At 66.7% G+C, this 15,443-nt stretch carries 15 protein-coding genes and 1 pseudogene; 5 read left to right on the top strand and 11 right to left on the bottom strand.

What is annotated here, in order from left to right:
• Window positions 1–49 precede the first annotated feature (49 nt).
• Together IB229_RS22245 and IB229_RS22240 are read right to left on the bottom strand one after the other, a co-directional pair.
• A complete protein-coding gene (locus tag IB229_RS22245; protein WP_412547794.1) occupies window positions 50–754 on the bottom strand; it encodes a methyl-accepting chemotaxis protein in 705 nt (234 codons plus the stop codon).
• A gap of 198 nt (window positions 755–952) precedes the next feature.
• A pseudogene (locus IB229_RS22240) lies at window positions 953–1,825 on the bottom strand (methyl-accepting chemotaxis protein); the annotation flags it as partial.
• A 485-nt stretch (window positions 1,826–2,310) separates the two neighbouring features.
• On the opposite strand from IB229_RS22240, the gene IB229_RS10160 reads away from it, so the two are divergent.
• The 4 genes from IB229_RS10160 to IB229_RS10145 all read left to right on the top strand — a co-directional run bounded on the left by IB229_RS10160 (window position 2,311) and on the right by IB229_RS10145 (window position 6,677).
• Window positions 2,311–3,213 carry a LysR substrate-binding domain-containing protein gene (locus tag IB229_RS10160; RefSeq protein WP_192327824.1) on the top strand — a complete coding sequence of 301 codons (903 nt, stop codon included), beginning with the start codon at window positions 2,311–2,313 and terminating at the stop codon, window positions 3,211–3,213.
• Between the two features lie 149 nt (window positions 3,214–3,362).
• Window positions 3,363–4,649 carry an NAD(P)/FAD-dependent oxidoreductase gene (locus tag IB229_RS10155; RefSeq protein ID WP_192327821.1) on the top strand — a complete coding sequence of 429 codons (1,287 nt, stop codon included), beginning with the start codon at window positions 3,363–3,365 and terminating at the stop codon, window positions 4,647–4,649.
• Between the two features lie 96 nt (window positions 4,650–4,745).
• Window positions 4,746–5,306 carry a helix-turn-helix domain-containing protein gene (locus IB229_RS10150; protein ID WP_192327819.1) on the top strand — a complete coding sequence of 187 codons (561 nt, stop codon included), beginning with the start codon at window positions 4,746–4,748 and terminating at the stop codon, window positions 5,304–5,306.
• Between the two features lie 18 nt (window positions 5,307–5,324).
• Window positions 5,325–6,677, top strand: coding sequence for a glutamine synthetase family protein (locus IB229_RS10145; protein ID WP_192327816.1), 1,353 nt, complete (start codon window positions 5,325–5,327; stop codon window positions 6,675–6,677).
• Window positions 6,678–6,710: 33 nt separating this feature from the next.
• Here the strand turns inward: IB229_RS10145 and IB229_RS10140 are convergent, their stop codons facing one another.
• The 6 genes from IB229_RS10140 to hemF form a co-directional block, all read right to left on the bottom strand.
• Entirely contained in the window at window positions 6,711–7,181 is a 471-nt protein-coding gene (locus IB229_RS10140) for a DUF2388 domain-containing protein (protein ID WP_192327813.1), read from the bottom strand.
• Window positions 7,182–7,351: 170 nt separating this feature from the next.
• Window positions 7,352–8,233 (bottom strand): D-alanyl-D-alanine endopeptidase, encoded by an 882-nt coding sequence (gene pbpG / locus IB229_RS10135; protein ID WP_225579108.1) that lies wholly within the window; start codon window positions 8,231–8,233, stop codon window positions 7,352–7,354.
• 159 nt (window positions 8,234–8,392) lie between these two features.
• Window positions 8,393–9,253, bottom strand: a complete 861-nt coding sequence (locus IB229_RS10130; protein WP_192327807.1) for a carboxylate/amino acid/amine transporter — start codon at window positions 9,251–9,253, stop codon at window positions 8,393–8,395.
• Between the two features lie 5 nt (window positions 9,254–9,258).
• On the bottom strand, window positions 9,259–10,077 hold the full coding sequence (gene aroE, locus IB229_RS10125) for a shikimate dehydrogenase (RefSeq protein ID WP_192327804.1): 819 nt from the start codon (window positions 10,075–10,077) through the stop codon (window positions 9,259–9,261).
• A 170-nt stretch (window positions 10,078–10,247) separates the two neighbouring features.
• A complete protein-coding gene (locus IB229_RS10120) occupies window positions 10,248–10,628 on the bottom strand; it encodes a VOC family protein (RefSeq protein ID WP_192327801.1) in 381 nt (126 codons plus the stop codon).
• Window positions 10,629–10,635: 7 nt separating this feature from the next.
• Complete coding sequence (hemF, locus tag IB229_RS10115) at window positions 10,636–11,592, bottom strand: oxygen-dependent coproporphyrinogen oxidase (protein ID WP_225578945.1); 957 nt, start codon at window positions 11,590–11,592, stop codon at window positions 10,636–10,638.
• Window positions 11,593–11,673: 81 nt separating this feature from the next.
• Here hemF and IB229_RS10110 point away from each other — a divergent pair, with 81 nt between their 5' ends.
• Entirely contained in the window at window positions 11,674–12,651 is a 978-nt protein-coding gene (locus IB229_RS10110; RefSeq protein WP_192327795.1) for an NADPH:quinone reductase, read from the top strand.
• A gap of 9 nt (window positions 12,652–12,660) precedes the next feature.
• Here IB229_RS10110 and IB229_RS10105 read toward each other — a convergent pair whose 3' ends face one another.
• The 3 genes from IB229_RS10105 to IB229_RS10095 form a co-directional block, all read right to left on the bottom strand.
• On the bottom strand, window positions 12,661–13,218 hold the full coding sequence (locus IB229_RS10105; RefSeq protein ID WP_192327792.1) for an L-threonylcarbamoyladenylate synthase: 558 nt from the start codon (window positions 13,216–13,218) through the stop codon (window positions 12,661–12,663).
• 39 nt (window positions 13,219–13,257) lie between these two features.
• Window positions 13,258–14,346 (bottom strand): DNA-processing protein DprA, encoded by a 1,089-nt coding sequence (dprA, locus tag IB229_RS10100; RefSeq protein ID WP_192327789.1) that lies wholly within the window; start codon window positions 14,344–14,346, stop codon window positions 13,258–13,260.
• Window positions 14,347–14,417: 71 nt separating this feature from the next.
• On the bottom strand, window positions 14,418–15,443 hold the full coding sequence (locus tag IB229_RS10095) for a LysM peptidoglycan-binding domain-containing protein (RefSeq protein ID WP_192327786.1): 1,026 nt from the start codon (window positions 15,441–15,443) through the stop codon (window positions 14,418–14,420).

The following is a 15,443-nucleotide window of genomic DNA, read 5'->3' as shown; positions in this document are numbered from 1 at the left end:
TTCCTCACGCGCCTTTCAGCTGACCTCTAGCACCGCACCACTGCGCGCGTCACACGCGGAAGTGGCTGACCAGGGTCTGCAACTGCGTCCCCAGGCGCGCCAGCTCGACGCTGGAGGCGGCGGTTTCGTCACTGGCCGCTGCGCTCTGCTCGGAGACGTCGCGCACGTTGATCACGCTGCGGCTGATTTCCTCGGCCACGGCGCTCTGCTCTTCGGCGGCGGCGGCGATCTGCAGGTTCATCGACTGGATGCTCGACACGCGCTGGGTGATGCCCTCCAGCGCCTCGCCGGCCTTGCGCGTGAGGGCCACGCTGCTGTCGGTGAGGGTGCGGCTGTTGTGCATCACCTCGGCCACCTGCTGCGTGCCGCTCTGCAGGCCAGTGACCAGCTCGGCGATTTCCTCGGTGGACTTCTGCGTGCGCTGCGCCAGGCTGCGCACCTCGTCGGCGACCACGGCGAAACCACGCCCGGCCTCGCCAGCCCGCGCTGCCTCGATGGCCGCGTTGAGCGCCAGCAGGTTGGTCTGGTCGGCGACCGCGCGGATCACGTCCATCACGCCGCTGATCTTGTCGCTTTCCTGCTGCAGCACCTGCAGGGCATCGGTGGAGCGGCCGACTTCCACGGCCAGGCGCTCGATTTGCGCCACCACCTCGGCCACCACGCGGTCGCCCTCACGGGCTTCGCCGTCGGCTTCGTTGGCCGCCTGCGAGGCGCTCTCGGCGTTGCGCGCAACCTCCTGCACGGTCGCCGCCATCTCGTGCATGGCGGTGGCGACCTGGTCGGTCTCGACCTTCTGGATATTCACCCCGGCACTGGTCTGCTCGGTCACCGCGGACAGCTCCTCGGCGGCGCTGGCGATCTGCGTGACGCTGTCGCGGATGCCGCCGATCAGCTCGCGCAGGCTCACGCCCATGCGGTGCACGCCCTGTTGCAGCAGGCCCAGTTCGTCGCGGCGCTGGGTGTTGAGGTCGGCGGTCAGGTCGCCAGCGGCGATGCGCTCGACCACGCCCAGGGTTTCGCGCAGCGGACGGGTGATCTGGCGGGTGATGATCACCGCGGCCAGGGCACCGAGCACCAGCGCCAGCAGGGCACTGAAGATCTGCAGGGAGAGGGCGCTGGCACTTTCGGCATCGCGGCGCTCGAACTGGATCTTCATCAGCTCCTCGTCGAGTTTGACGATGACCTGGCCCTGGGTGGTCATTTCCGCACGGGCGGTGTTGATCGTCTCGATGCTGGCCTTGTACTGCTTCACTGCCGCTTCGTAGCGAGCCAGGGCCTGGGTGGCTGGCGCGATCAGGCTGGCGTCGAAGCTGTCATCCAGGCGCCCGAGCATGGTTTTGGCCTGCTCCAGCTGCTGGATGGCCAGCTGCTCGGACTTGGCATCCGCGGTGAAGATGTAGCCGCGCACTTCGTAGCGCGCCAGCAGCAGCTCCTCACGGGCCTTTGCCACAGCCTGGAAGTCACTGAAGCGATCCGGCTCGTCCGGGCGCTGCCCCACGGCTGCGGCCAGGGCATCGAAGGCCGCCAGCGCCGCCTGGGCACTGCCGACCATTTCCAGACGCGCCGCGGCACGGGCCTGGTAGCCGGCGCGCATGGCGTTCAGCGAAACGCGGTAGTCGTCGATGACCTCGCCCTGCTGCTGCAGGCGCTGCAGGTTTTCCGGGCTCTTGAAGCGCGCGGTCACGTCTTCCTGCAGGCGCTCGTAGTTGTCCAGCGCGGTGAGCACGGTCTGCGCCACGGCTTCGTCGCCGTTGGCGACCATGTACTGCAGGCGGGTGACGCGCAGCTTGGTCAACTCGGAGTCGAGGCTGGCGATATCGCCCATCCAGTTGCTGCGGTTGATCAGGCCGTTGATGCTGTTCCAGCTGGTGATCGCCAGCAACAGCGTAAGGGCCAGCACCAGGCCGAAGCCCAGGCCGAGTTTGTAGGTGACAGTAAGGTTGCCGAACCAGGTCTTCATGGGAGGCCTCAAGAAGTCGAAAAAACCATTGTGTGACTGGTGTTTTGTTCTTCTTGAGCCAGTCTCCGCCAGCGCGGGGGCGAACTTGAGCACAAATTGAGCAGCACTGACAAGTCACTGACGCCAACAAATGATCTATCAGGATATGTCCGGCAGCGCGGAATACCCGTGGCAGAGCACAGCGGACCGGGTCGTGCCGGTGCTGGGCATAGGGCCGGACAAGCACCTCACAGCGTCATCGCTCAACTGGGCCACATCGTCATGGCGCCCGTTGCCGACACCGCCTTTCCTCGCCAAACTCATGCGAGAAAACCCATCCTGTCCCGTAAACAATTGCTTGAAGATCAACAATGAAAACCACCCTCGATGAACTGCTCGCCCTCACCTGCGTGGTCGACAGCGGCTCCATCACCGCGGCCGCCGAGCAGTTGGGGCAGACGCCATCGGGTGTCAGCCGGGCGCTCAGCCGGCTGGAGGAGAAGCTCGACGTCACCCTGCTGCGCCGTACCACCCGGCGCCTGGAGCTGACCGAGGAGGGCGAGGCGTTTCTCGCCCAGGCGCGGCGCATTCTCGCCAGTGTCGAGGAGGCCGAGGAACAGATGGCCTTGCGCCGCCAGCGGCCGGCGGGGCGCCTGCGCGTCAACGCCGCCTCGCCATTCATGCTGCATGTGATCGTGCGCCTGGTCGCGGGCTTTCGCGCGCGCTACCCGGCCATCGAGCTGGAGCTGCACAGCAGCGAGCAGATCATCGACCTGATCGAGCAGCGCACCGATCTGGCCATCCGCATCGGCCCGCTGCGCGACTCCAGCCTGCATGCGCGACCACTCGGCAGCAGCCGCATACGCGTGCTGGCCAGCCCGGCCTACCTCGCCGCGCACGGCACGCCCGACTCGGTGACGGCCCTGGAGCACCACGACCTGCTCGGCTTCACCCAGCCGGACAGCCTCAACCTGTGGCCGCTGCGCCACGCCCTCGGCGACAGCCTGAGCATCGTGCCGACGCTCAAGTCGTCCAGCGGCGAAACGCTGCGCCAGCTGGCCCTGGCCGATGCCGGGCTGGTCTGCCTGTCGGACTTCATGACCGCCGGGGATCGCGCCAGCGGCGCGCTGGTCGAGGTGCTCGCGGCCCAGACCCTGGAGGTGCGCCAGCCGATCAACGCGGTCTACTACCGCAACACGGCGCTGGCCTCGCGAATCGCCTGCTTCGTCGATTACTTGAGCGAATGCCTGGCGCAGGAACCCTGGCTGAACTGATCCGCGCCGCAACTCCATGAATCCTGAAAACACCCGCACCCGGTGATTGCTGGGCATTTGCGCCGATTTCGGACGCCTGCGCTTGGCCGCGTGAATTCTATCGTGTATTTTTTCATGAACTTTCTAACAAGAAATTTCACGAGCCTTTCATGTTCAAGCAGTCTGCACAGCACATCGGCACCTATTACGCCGCGACCTACGGCAGCCTTCCACTGCGCCCGCGCCTGGAGGGTCGCAGCGAGACGCAGATCCTGATCATCGGCGGCGGCTTCAGTGGCCTGCACACCGCCCTGCGTCTGGCGCTAGCCGGCAAGAGTGTTGTGCTGCTGGAGGCCAGCCGCCTGGCCTGGGCCGCATCCGGGCGTAATGGCGGACAGGCGCTGCCGGGCTGGTCGTGCGACATGCCGCCGTTCGAGAAGGCCCTCGGCCTGGAAGGCGCACGGCAACTGTGGGACAGCATGGTCTGGGCCGCCGAGGAAATGCGCGAGCTGCCGCAACGCCATGGCTTCGATATCGACTACCGCGCCGGCGCGCTCTACACCGCCGTACTGCCACGCCGTGTGCGGCAACTGCAGGAAAGCCAGGAGGAGGCGACAGACAAGTACGGCTACCGGCAGCTGCGCTTCATCCCCAGGAACGAGCTGTCGGAGTGGATCGCCAGCCCGCGCTACCTGGGCGCGCTGTACGACAGCGGTGCCGCCCACCTCAATCCATTGAAGCTCGCCCAGGGCCTGGCCGATGCCATCGAGAAAGCCGGTGGGCGCATCTTCGAGCAGAGCCGGGTACTCGACTACCGCGAGACGGCCGACGGCTATGTGGCACGCACCGAGCAGGGCGAGGTACAGGGCGACGTCCTGGTACTGGCCTGCAACGCCTACATTGATCGCCTCGACCGTAGCCTGGCGAAACGCCTGTTGCCGGTCGGCTCCTACCAGGTGGCTACCGCACCGCTGGACCCGGAACTGGCGCGCTCGCTATTCCCGCGCGGCACCTGCGCCATCGACAACCAGTTCGTCCCCGACTACTTCCGTGTAACCCCGGACAACCGCCTGCTGTTCGGCGGCGGCTGCACGTACCTGGGCGGCATCCCCAAGGACGTGCCGGCGGCCACGCGGCCGTATCTGGAGCGGGTGTTCCCACAGCTGCGCGGTGTGCAGATCGACTACGGCTGGGGCGGGCACATCGACTGCACGATGCAGCGCACCCCGGATGTCGGGCGCAGCGGGCAGAAGTACTGGCTGCAGGGCTTTTCCGGCCACGGCATCCTGCCGACCCTGGCCGCCGCCCGCGCGGTGAGCGATGCCATTCTCGGTGACGAACGCCTGCTCGGCCTGTACCAGGGTCTGAGCAACCCGCGCTTCCCCGGTGGCGACCTGCTGGCCGCGCCAATCGAGGCGGTGGGCAAGGCCTGGTATCGGCTGCGCGACAGCTTCTGATCTTCCCGTACGGTGCGCCGTGCGCACCACAAGGCCACGCTCAGGCAAACACCGCTCAGCACCCAGCTGAGCCTGACGGCAACACAGGAAATACCGATGGACATGCAGGATGAAATCGAAGGCCTGGCGATCCTGGTGCGCGATCTGCGCAAGCACAAGAACGTCACCCTCAATGAACTGGCCGAACGCATCGGCCGTTCGGTGGGCTTCCTCTCCCAGGTCGAACGCGGCCTGTCACGCCCGACCGTGGCCGACCTCACCACCATCAGCGAAGCGCTGGGCGTGCCGACCACCTATTTCTACAGCCTGAACAAGCCCCGCGCGGTGCGCTGGGTGACCCGCCCGGACGAGCGCCGCACGCTCTACTACGCCGGCGGCATCACCGATGTGTTGGCCTCGCCGAGCATGTCGGCCGGTTTCTCCATGCTCGAAAGCCATCTGGAGCCCGGCGCCACCAGCGGCGAGGGCCATCTGGACGATAGCTCCGAGCAGGGCGGTTTCGTCCTCGAAGGCGAGCTGACCGTCTGGTACGGCGATGACCACGCCGAGCCGGTGACCCTCTATCGCAACGACAGTTTCCAGCTGCCGCCGCACGCGCAATTTCGCTACGCCAATCTTTCCGACCAACCGACGCGAGTCCTCTGGGTCTTCACCTGACCCGTGCAGATAGCCACCATGACCACAACAACGACATTCCCCGACCTGCTCAGCGAAGTCCGTGCCTTCCGCGCCGCCAACCCCGATGTGCGTTATGTCGAGCTGATCTGCCTGGACATCCCCGGGCATTTCTACGGCAAGCGCTACCCGCTGGAGATGCTCGAGAAGGTCGCCGCCGGCGGCCCGCTCAAGGTGCCGCAGAACTGCGTGCTGCTCGGCGCCCAGGGTGGCCTGCACCCGATTGGCGACTACTGTTTCAACGATGGCGACCCGGACGCGCCGCGCCGGCTGATCCCCGGCACGCTCAAGCCAGTGCGCTGGGAGAAGCAGCCGATGGGACAGATGCTGATCAGCTCCGACGGCACCGAGGCGCCCATCGAGTTCGAGCCGCGCGAGGTGCTGGCCCGCGTGCTCAAGCGCCTGCAGGCCCGAGGCATTCGCCCGGTGGTGGCCTTCGAGCTGGAGTTCTACCTGTTCGACCGGGCACTTTCAAACGGCCTGCCACAGTTCCCCCGCGACCCGCTGACCGGTGACGCCGACGACCAGCCGAACATGCACATCGAACGCCTGACGCGCTTCTCCGACGTGCTCCACGAAACCGTGGAGGCGGCGCTGGAGCAGGGCGTGGCGGCCAACGTGATCACCGCCGAGCTCGGCCCCGGCCAGTTCGAGATCAACTTCGCCCACTGCGACGATGGCCTGCAGGCCGCCGACTGGGCCGCGCTGTTCACCCGCAGCACCCGCGGCGTGGCCATGCAGCACGGCTACCGCGCCAGCTTCATGAGCAAGCCCTACCTGCAGGCGCCGGGCAGCGGCATGCACGTGCACGTCAGCCTGTACGACGCAGCCGGCAACAACCTGCTCGACGGCGACCAGCAGCGCCCGCTGCGCCATGCCGTGGCCGGCTGCCTGGAGCTGCTGCCGCACTGCATGCCGATCTTCTCCGCCAACCACAACGCGTTCCGCCGCTATGGCGCCATGGTCAACTCGGCGAGCAAGGCCAGCTGGGGCTTCGAGGACCGCGACGCGTGCATCCGCATCCCCGAGTCGGACGGCAAGAACCTGCGCATCGAACACCGTATCGCCGGCGCCGACGCCAACCCGTATCTGGTGCTGGCCGCCATCCTCAGCGGCATGGAGTACGGCCTCGATCAGGCACGCGAGCCGATCCCCTCGCTCAACGAGGACCGCGGCAGCGGCATCGACTTCCCCAAGGACATGCTCACCGCCGTGGCGGCGATGGCCTCGCACGAGGTGATCAAGGAGAAACTGGGCAGCGAGTTCGTCTTCGTCTACTGCGAGAACAAGCGCCAGGATCACCTGGACTTCATGAATGAGGTCAGTGCGCGGGAGTACCGCTGGTTCCTTTAGGCCAACAGGCCAACGCCGGTAGGGCGGCCGGCGTTATACGCCGCCGTCTGCTCGCGGCAAAGACACCAGCAGGAGCAGCTCGCTCAGCGCCTGCCGCGAATAGGTATCGAACTGACGAAACCGACGCAGGTGCTCGATTGCAGCCTCCAGGTGCACGCCTTCGTAGCGGCCCTCCGTTGCCAGGTACAAAGCAGCATCATCGTGGGCTCCGACGATCTTTTCCTCTGCGCCGGCAAATACTTCCGAGGTCAACTCGCTGCTGAGATGCAGACAGATGAAACCCGACAACACGACATCCAATACCGTGCCTACCGGTAGCAACGTGGACTGCCAGCCATTGTCGTGCCCAAAGGCGCTGTCGACGGACGTCTGCGCAGTCAGCGGCAGGTCGGTGTCGTAGCCGAGAATTTCATCCGGCATGAATGCCTGCGCATGCAGGCTGACAGCCAGAGCAAGTAGCCCGGTCAGGGTAGGTCGCAGTACGAGTCGTACAGGTGTGGCCATGAATATTCCTCCTTGAATGGCTGATTCACGAGCGCCTTCCTGGCGCCGGCGCAGAATCTAGAGGCACGCGACCAACAGAACGCTGCGCCCGGTCACATCCCGGCCAGCTGACTCACAGAAACAAAAAAGCCCGGCATAGAGCCGGGCTTTTTTGTGCGACGAACCGACGCCTACTGCGACGCCTGCATGGTCCGCGCGCGTTCCACCTGACGTTGTTGCTTGTAGGCCAGTGCGGCCGGCGCCACCGGGGTGATGCGGCCGGTTTCCACCCATTTCTTCAGGCGGTTGGCGTCGGCCATGTGGGTGTATTTGCCAAAAGCATCCAGCACCACGAAGGCCACCGGCCGACCGTTCATCACGGTGCGCATCACCAGGCAGTGGCCCGCCTTGTTGGTGAAGCCGGTCTTGGTCAGCTGAATGCTCCAGTCGGCCTTGTGCACCAGGCGGTTGGTGTTGCGAAAACCCAGGGTGTAGTTGGGCTTGCGGAAAGCCACGGTCTTCTCCGGGGTGGAGCTGAACTGGCCGATCAGCGGGTACTGCTGGCTGGCCTTGAGCAGCTTGACCAGATCGCTGGCGTTGGACACGTTCTTCTCCGACAGGCCAGTCGGCTCGGCGTAGCGTGTGGAGGTCATGCCCAGAGCACGGGCCTTGGCGTTCATCGCCGCGACGAAGGCCGGCACGCCACCCGGGTAATGGTGGGCGAGGGCGGAGGCGGCACGGTTCTCCGAGGACATCAGGGTCAGCAGGAGCATTTCGCGGCGGCTGATCTGGCTGCCGACCCGCACGCGCGAATACACGCCACGCATCTCGTGCACGTCACGGATGATCACCGGCAGCTCTTCGTCCAGCGGCAGCTTGGCGTCCAGGGTGACCATCGCGGTCATCAGTTTGGTCACCGAGGCGATCGGCACGATCAGGTTGGGATTGCTCGAATAGAGCACCTGGTTGGTGTTCAGGTCGACCAGCAGGGCGCTGCCGGAGGCCAGTTCCTGGGTCGGTTTGCCGGCGGCGGGCGCGGCGTTGGCAGTGGCGGCCACTAGGCCAAGGAGCAGGACGCTCAGGACGGACTGGAGAATGTTCACTAAGGCGCTCCACTGGGCTGGGAATGGGAAGCCAGAGCGGTCCTTGCCGGCCGGCGCAGTATACGGAAAGCCGCCGCGCGCTTGAAACCTGTCGTCAGGTCGCCCGTTGGATACTGATGGCCAGCTTGATCAGGCCAGCGCGGGGCGCCGACCGAGACGGCTGAGCCACAGCGAGGCGAGGATGATCGCGCCGCCCAGGGCCAGGCGCGGCAGGTCGGCGTCGCGGTTCCAGATCAGCAGGTTGACCACCAGCCCGGCCGGCACGTGCAGCTCGTTCATCACCGCCAGCGTGCCGGCATCCACCCGCGTGCTGCCCTTGACCCACCAGAACATCCCCAGCGCCGTGGCGAACAGCCCCATCCACAGCAGCACGCCCCACTGCACGGCAGTCTGCGGCAGCTTGCCGGCATCGCCGAAGAGCAGGAACGACGGCACCACCAGCAGCATGGCGCCGAGGAAGAAGTGGCCGAAAAAGCAGTGCAGCGGCTGCTCCGGCTGATAGCGCAGCAGCAGGCGGCGACACAGCACCTGGCCAGCCGCGAAGGTGACGTTGGCCAGTTGCAGGAGCAGGAAGCCGATCAGGTACTCGCCTTCCAGCGGCTCGAAGCGAATGATCACGCCACCGCCGACCGCCACCAGCGCGGCGACCAGCGCCCAGGGGTTGAGGCGACGTACCAGGGCATCGTCGAGCAGGGTCACGTAGATCGGCGTGAGCACGGTGAACAGCAGCACCTCGGGCACCGTGAGCACCTGAAAGCTGCGGTACAGGCACAGGTAGGTGATGCCGAACTGCAGAGCGCCGGCCAGCCAGAATCCGGCCAGCAACCGCAGCGGCAAACCGCGCCAGCGGGTGAACGGCAGAAACACCAGGGCCGCCACGACGACCCGCGCGAGCACGGCGAAATCGCTGTCGACGCGACCCGCCAGGTACTCGCCGATCAGGCTGAAGGAAAAGGCCCAGAGAACGGTGACGATCAGCAGATACGGCATCGTGATCAGACCAGTTGGCGGCGCAGTTCGGCCAGCACCGGCGCGCTGTCGGGGCGCACGCCGCGCCAGAGGAAGAACGCCTCGGCGGCCTGCTCGACCAGCATGCCCAGGCCATCGATGCAGCGCGCAGCGCCGTGCTCGGTGGCCCAGCGGTTGAACGCGGTCGGCTCCTTGCCGTACATCATGTCGTAGCAGACCGTGTGACCAGGGCGGATCAGGCTGGCGTCCAGCGGCGGCAGCTCGCCGGCCAGGCTGGCCGAGGTGCCGTTGATGATCAAGTCGACCGGCTCGCTGAGCCAGTCGAAACCACTGGCGGCCACCGGACCGAGGCTGGCGAACTCGTGGGCCAGTTGCTCGGCCTTGGCCACCGTGCGGTTGGCGATCACCAGCGCCTGCGGCGATTGCCCCAGCAGCGGCTCGAGCACCCCGCGCACCGCGCCGCCGGCACCGAGCAGAAGAATGCGCGCGTCGTTCAGGTCGAGGCCGGCGTTGATCGTGAGGTCGCGAACCAGGCCCGCGCCGTCGGTGTTGTCACCGAGCAGGCGGCCATCGTCGAGCTTCTTCAGGGTGTTCACCGCACCTGCGCGGCGCGCACGCTCGCTGAGTTCGTCGGCCAGGCGAAAGGCTTCTTCCTTGAACGGCACGGTGACATTGCCGCCACGGCCTTCGGCGAAGAACGCGCGGGCGAACCCGGCGAAGTCGTCGAGCGGCGCCAGCAGCGGCTCGTAGCTGAGCGCTTCGCCGGTCTGTGCGGCGAACAGGCGGTGGATCAGGGGCGACTTGCTGTGGCCGATGGGATTGCCGAATACGCCATAGCGATCCATGAATCACCTTCCGAGTTGATTCGTATGCCGCCGGCAGTGGACGGTGTACGCGAATGATGGAGACCGCCGCGAGCAGCCCCTCTCGGGCGCAGACACTGGCTGGCGCGAAGCGGGCCGCCGGGCTCAACCGATTCGGGCTGGCGACTCGCCGCGAGCAGCACTCCAGGGTGCTATTGCGGGCGGGACAGCTCGATCAGGTTGCGGTCGGGATCGCGAATGTACACCGAGACGATGGGTCCGGTCGCGCCGGTGCGCGCGACAGGCCCCTCTTCGATGGCCACGCCACAGGCGTGCAGGTGCTCGATCACCTGCTCCAGCGCAGTGCTGACGATGAAGCACAGGTCGGCCGAGCCGGGCGTGGGCCGCTCGGCCTTGGGCTCGAACTCGGCGCCGCGCTGATGCAGGTTGATCTTCTGCTCGCCGAAATTCAGCGCCGTGCGCCCTTCGCCGAAGCGGATGGCGCGCATGCCCAGCACGTGGCTGTAGAAGTCACAGGTGACCTCGATGTCCGCCACGGTGAGCACCAGATGGTCGAGCCGCTCGATGCGCATGCGCGGCTCAGCCCTGCAGGCCGAGCCAGTCGCGGTCGGTGAGGAAGTACTCGGTCAGGCGCGCTTCCTCGCTGCCCGGTTCGGGCTTCCAGTCGTAACCCCAGCGCACGTGCGGCGGCAGCGACATGAGGATCGACTCGGTACGCCCGCCCGACTGCAGACCGAACAGCGTGCCGCGGTCGAACACCAGGTTGAACTCGACGTAGCGCCCACGGCGGAAGGCCTGGAACTCGCGCTGCTGTTCGGTGAATGGCGTGGCCTTGCGCCGCTGCACGATGGGCAGGTAGGCGTCGATGTAGGCATCACCGATGGCGCGGATGAAGGCGAAGCTGGTGTCGAAGTCCCACTGGTTGAGGTCATCGAAGAACAGCCCGCCGATGCCGCGCGGCTCGCCGCGGTGCTTGAGGTGGAAGTAGCGGTCGCACCATTCCTTGTAACGCGCATAGACGTCGTCGCCGAACGGCGCGCAGGCGTCGCGGGCGACCTGGTGCCAGTGCACGCAGTCTTCTTCGTTGCCGTAGTAGGGGGTCAGGTCGAAGCCACCACCGAACCACCAGACCGGCTCCTCGCCTTCTTTCTCGGCGCTGAAGAAGCGCACATTGGCGTGGGAGGTCGGCACGTGCGGGTTCTCCGGGTGGATCACCAGCGACACGCCCAAGGCCTCGAAGCCACGCCCGGCCAGTTCCGGGCGATGGGCGCTGGCCGACGGCGGCAGGCTGTCGCCGAACACATGGGAGAAGTTGACCCCACCCTTCTCGATCAACGCGCCGTTTTCCAGCACGCGGGTGCGGCCACCGCCACCCGCGGGCCGTTCCCAGGCATCCTCGAAGAAACTGGCGCGGCCATCCTCGGCTTCGAGGGCGGCGCAGATACGGTCCTGCAGATCGAGCAGATAGGCCTTCACGGCCTCGGTACGTTCACTCACGGCATCAACCCGGATGATCGAAAAGGAGGGCGCAAGCATACCATCGCCACCCCCGCCCAAGGCTTGACGGGGATCAGCCCAAGCGCTTGGATGGCAATCTTTGCAGACGGAGCGCACGACATGGCCAAACGTATCCAGTTCTCCCGCCACGGCGCCAGCGACGTGCTCGACTACCTCGACTACAGCGCCGCCGAACCAGGCCCGCAGGAGGTGCGCGTGCGCAACCGCGCCATCGGCCTGAACTTCATCGACACCTACTACCGCAGCGGTCTCTATCAGCCACCAGCGCTGCCCTCCGGGCTCGGCACCGAGGGCGCGGGGGAAGTCGAGGCGGTGGGCAGCGAGGTCAGCCAGTTCCGCGTCGGCGACCGCGTCGCTTACGCCACCGGCCCGCTCGGCGCCTACAGCGAGCTGCACGTGCTACCGGCTGCCAGCCTGGTACGCCTGCCCGACGCGATCAGCTTCGAGCAGGCCGCCGCACTGATGCTCAAGGGGCTTACCGTGCAGTACCTGTTGCGCCAGACCTTCGAGGTACGCGCCGGCCAGACCATCCTCTGGCATGCCGCCGCCGGCGGTGTCGGCCTGCTCGCCTGCCAGTGGGCGCGCGCCCTCGGCGTGCAGCTGATCGGCACCGTGTCATCCGCGGAAAAGGCCGAGCTGGCCCGCACCAATGGCGCCTGGGCGACCATCGACTACAGCCGCGAGAACGTGCCGCAACGGGTACTGGAGCTGACCGGCGGGCAAAAGTGTCCGGTGGTCTACGACTCGGTCGGCAAGGACACCTGGGAGATGTCGCTGGACTGCGTGGCCCCACGCGGCCTGCTGGTCAGCTTCGGCAACGCTTCGGGCGCGGTGAGCGGGGTCAACCTCGGCATCCTCGCGCAGAAGGGCTCGCTGTACGTCACACGACCGACGCTGTTCTCCTACGCCAACACCGCCGAACGCCTGCAAGCCATGGCCGACGAGCTGTTCGCCCTGGTCGCTGACGGCAGCCTCAGCGTGGAGATCGGCCAACGCTTCGCCCTCGCCGACGCGGCCAAGGCGCACGACGCGCTGAGCAGCCGGCAGACCACCGGCTCGACCATCCTCCTGCCCTGAGTACGCGCTCTAGGAGGGGCGAATCACGTCGCCGCTGCGCAGGTCACGGATCAGGCTGGGGTTCTTGCGCCCACCGAGGGCGCCGCCGAGCACGCCGTCGAGCTCAGCGGGAAAGTACTGCTGCACCCGCAGGCGCGAGCGGGCGGCAGGGCGGCCGCTGCGGTTGGCCGAGGTCGACACCAGCGGCCCGGTCAGTGCGCACAGGTCACGCACCAGCGGGTGCGCGCTGACACGCAGGGCGACGCTGTCGTGCTCACCAACGATCCACTGCGGCAACCGGTTCTGGTGCGGCACCAGCCAGGTGTTCGGCCCCGGCCAGCTGCCGGCCAGGCGCTCGATCCAGCGCTCGGGCAGGTCGTAGAGGAGGAAGTCGAACTGGTGGATGTTGTCGGCGACCAGGATCAGGCCCTTGTGCATCGGCCGCTCCTTGAGCGCCAGCAGGCGGTCCACCGCCAGCTCGTCCCACGGGTCGCAGCCCAGGCCCCAGACGGCCTCGGTCGGATAGGCGATGACCCCACCCGCGCGCACGATCTGCGCCATTCGCTGTACTCGCCACCTGTGCATCATCCACCCCCACCGATTCATCTGGCGGCGAGTGTACCTAGCTCAGCCGGCGCGGTGTACCCAGCGCCCGGCTTCGCAGGTGACGCGCCCTTCCAGCTCCAGATCGGTCAGGGCAGCCAGGGTCTGGCCCAGGTCGAGGCCGCAGGCGAGCGCCAGGCTCTCGCTGCTGTGCGGCGCCGCACGCAGCTGTACCAGCAGCGGATGTTCATCGGTTACCTCGGGCTCGGCTGACGGTAGCGGCGTCTGCCAGCCACGCAGGGCTTCGAGAATGTGCTCGACGCTTTCCACCAGGGTCGCACCGTCGCGGATCAGCTGATGGCAGCCACGTGCGCCGGGATGGTGAATCGAGCCGGGGATGGCGTACACCTCGCGGCCCTGTTCGGCCGCCAGGCGCGCAGTGATCAGCGAACCACTGGAAGGGCTCGCCTCGACCACCAGCACACCCAGAGAAAGGCCGCTGATGATGCGGTTACGCCGCGGGAAGTTGCTCGCCTGTGGCGGGCAATCCAGCGGCAGCTCCGAGACCAGCGCCCCACCTTCGGCGGCGATCCGCGCAGCCAGGCCGACATGCCGCTGCGGGTATAGCCGCAGCAGGCCGGTGCCGAGTACGGCCACGGTCTTGCCGGCGACGGCCAGGGCACCCTCGTGCGCCGCGCCATCGATCCCCAGGGCCAGGCCACTGGTGATGACGAACCCACCGCCTGCCAGGCTGCGGGCGAAGGCACTGGCGGTGTCCAACCCGGCCCGGCTCGCGCGACGGCTACCGACCATGGCCAGCTGCGGCCGCTCGAGCAGGCTTGGATCGCCGGCCACGAACAGCAGCGGCGGGGCGTCGCTTAGCTCGGCCAGCAGCGCCGGGTATTCCGCGTGGTCCCACATCAGCAGATGCTGGTCCGGCTGCTCCAGCCAGGCCAGCGCCTCGGCGGCACGCTGGCGAACCAGCGGGCTGCGCCGCGCTTCGGCACATGCGGCCGGCAAGCCAAGGGCTCGCCAGGCAGCGGCGGGTGCACTGAGCGCGGAGGAGGCAGAGCCGAAGGCATCGAGCAGGCGGCGAAAACGCCGTGGCCCGAGTTCGGGCAGGCAGTGCAGACGCAGACGCGCCTCGAGTTCGGAGGGCGATATCGGGGTCATGGCGATCATCCTTGATCGGTGACGAAGCGGGGGCAGAAAGCAGAACCCCCGCAGTGCGGGGGTTCGGGGTTTTACGGGTTCTTCACCTTGTCGAGCAAGGCCAGGTCGCGGGTGGCGTAGAGCACCAGACCGTAGCTGAGCTTCTCGTAGGCGCGGAATACCATCAGCAAGCCGGAGCGCTCATCCGGGATCTTCAACAGTTCACCAGTGATGCGATCACGCACGGTCTCGCCAGTCTTGTAGACGGCGAGGACGTTGCCTTCCTTGAGGCCGTCGACCTTGCCCTTGTTGATGGTCACCACGTCGAACTGACCGACACGGTTGACGCCACGCGGCACATCGAGAATCAAGCCATTGATGTCGCCTTCCGGCTCGCTCGGCATGAAGGTCGAGTTCACCGCACGCTCTTCGGTGGGGAACAGACGGTCACCGAGGCGCACTTCCTGAGTGGAACGGCTAACAGCGATGGTGGCGATATCGCCTTCTTCGGCTACGACTTCACCGGTACCGATGTCGTCGGCGTTGATACCGAGGAATTCCTTGGTATCCGGGTCGGTGTAGATCTTGCCCTGACGGAAGATGCCATAGACCGGGTCGGTTTTACTGAAGCTGCCACGCGCGTAGATCCGGTCACCCGAGCCACTGACCACGCGCTCGGCGTTGCCGGCGACAATGTAGGGCTGACCAGCGAACTCTTCCGGGGTGTCGACGATGCGGTTGCTCAGCAGGAAGCTATTGATCGCCTCCAGCGGGATGGTCGGGATGGCATCGGCGATCGGGGTGCTGCGCACATGCGGCGACAGCTTGACGGTACCGCGCGAGGCGCCGCGATTGAGCTGCAGGCGCGGCTGGCCGTCGATGTAGACGAGGCTCAGGGTATCGCCCGGGTAGATCAGATGTGGGTTTTCGATCTGCGGGTTGGCGTGCCACAGCTCCGGCCATTTCCAGGGCTGGCTGAGGAACTTGCCCGAGATATCCCAGAGGGTATCGCCCTTGACCACGGTGTAGCGGTCCGGATGACCTTCCTTGAGCTGCACTTCTGCCTGGGCCAGACCGCCAACGGCGAGAAGCAGCAGGGCGAGTAGTGATTTCCTCAT

Origin of the sequence: Pseudomonas sp. PDM14 (assembly GCF_014851905.1) — a bacterium.
In the GTDB taxonomy this organism is placed as follows: Bacteria; Pseudomonadota; Gammaproteobacteria; order Pseudomonadales; family Pseudomonadaceae; genus Aquipseudomonas.
The sequence above is the reverse complement of the archived record's forward strand: the minus strand, read 5'-3'. Positions and strand labels throughout refer to the sequence as shown.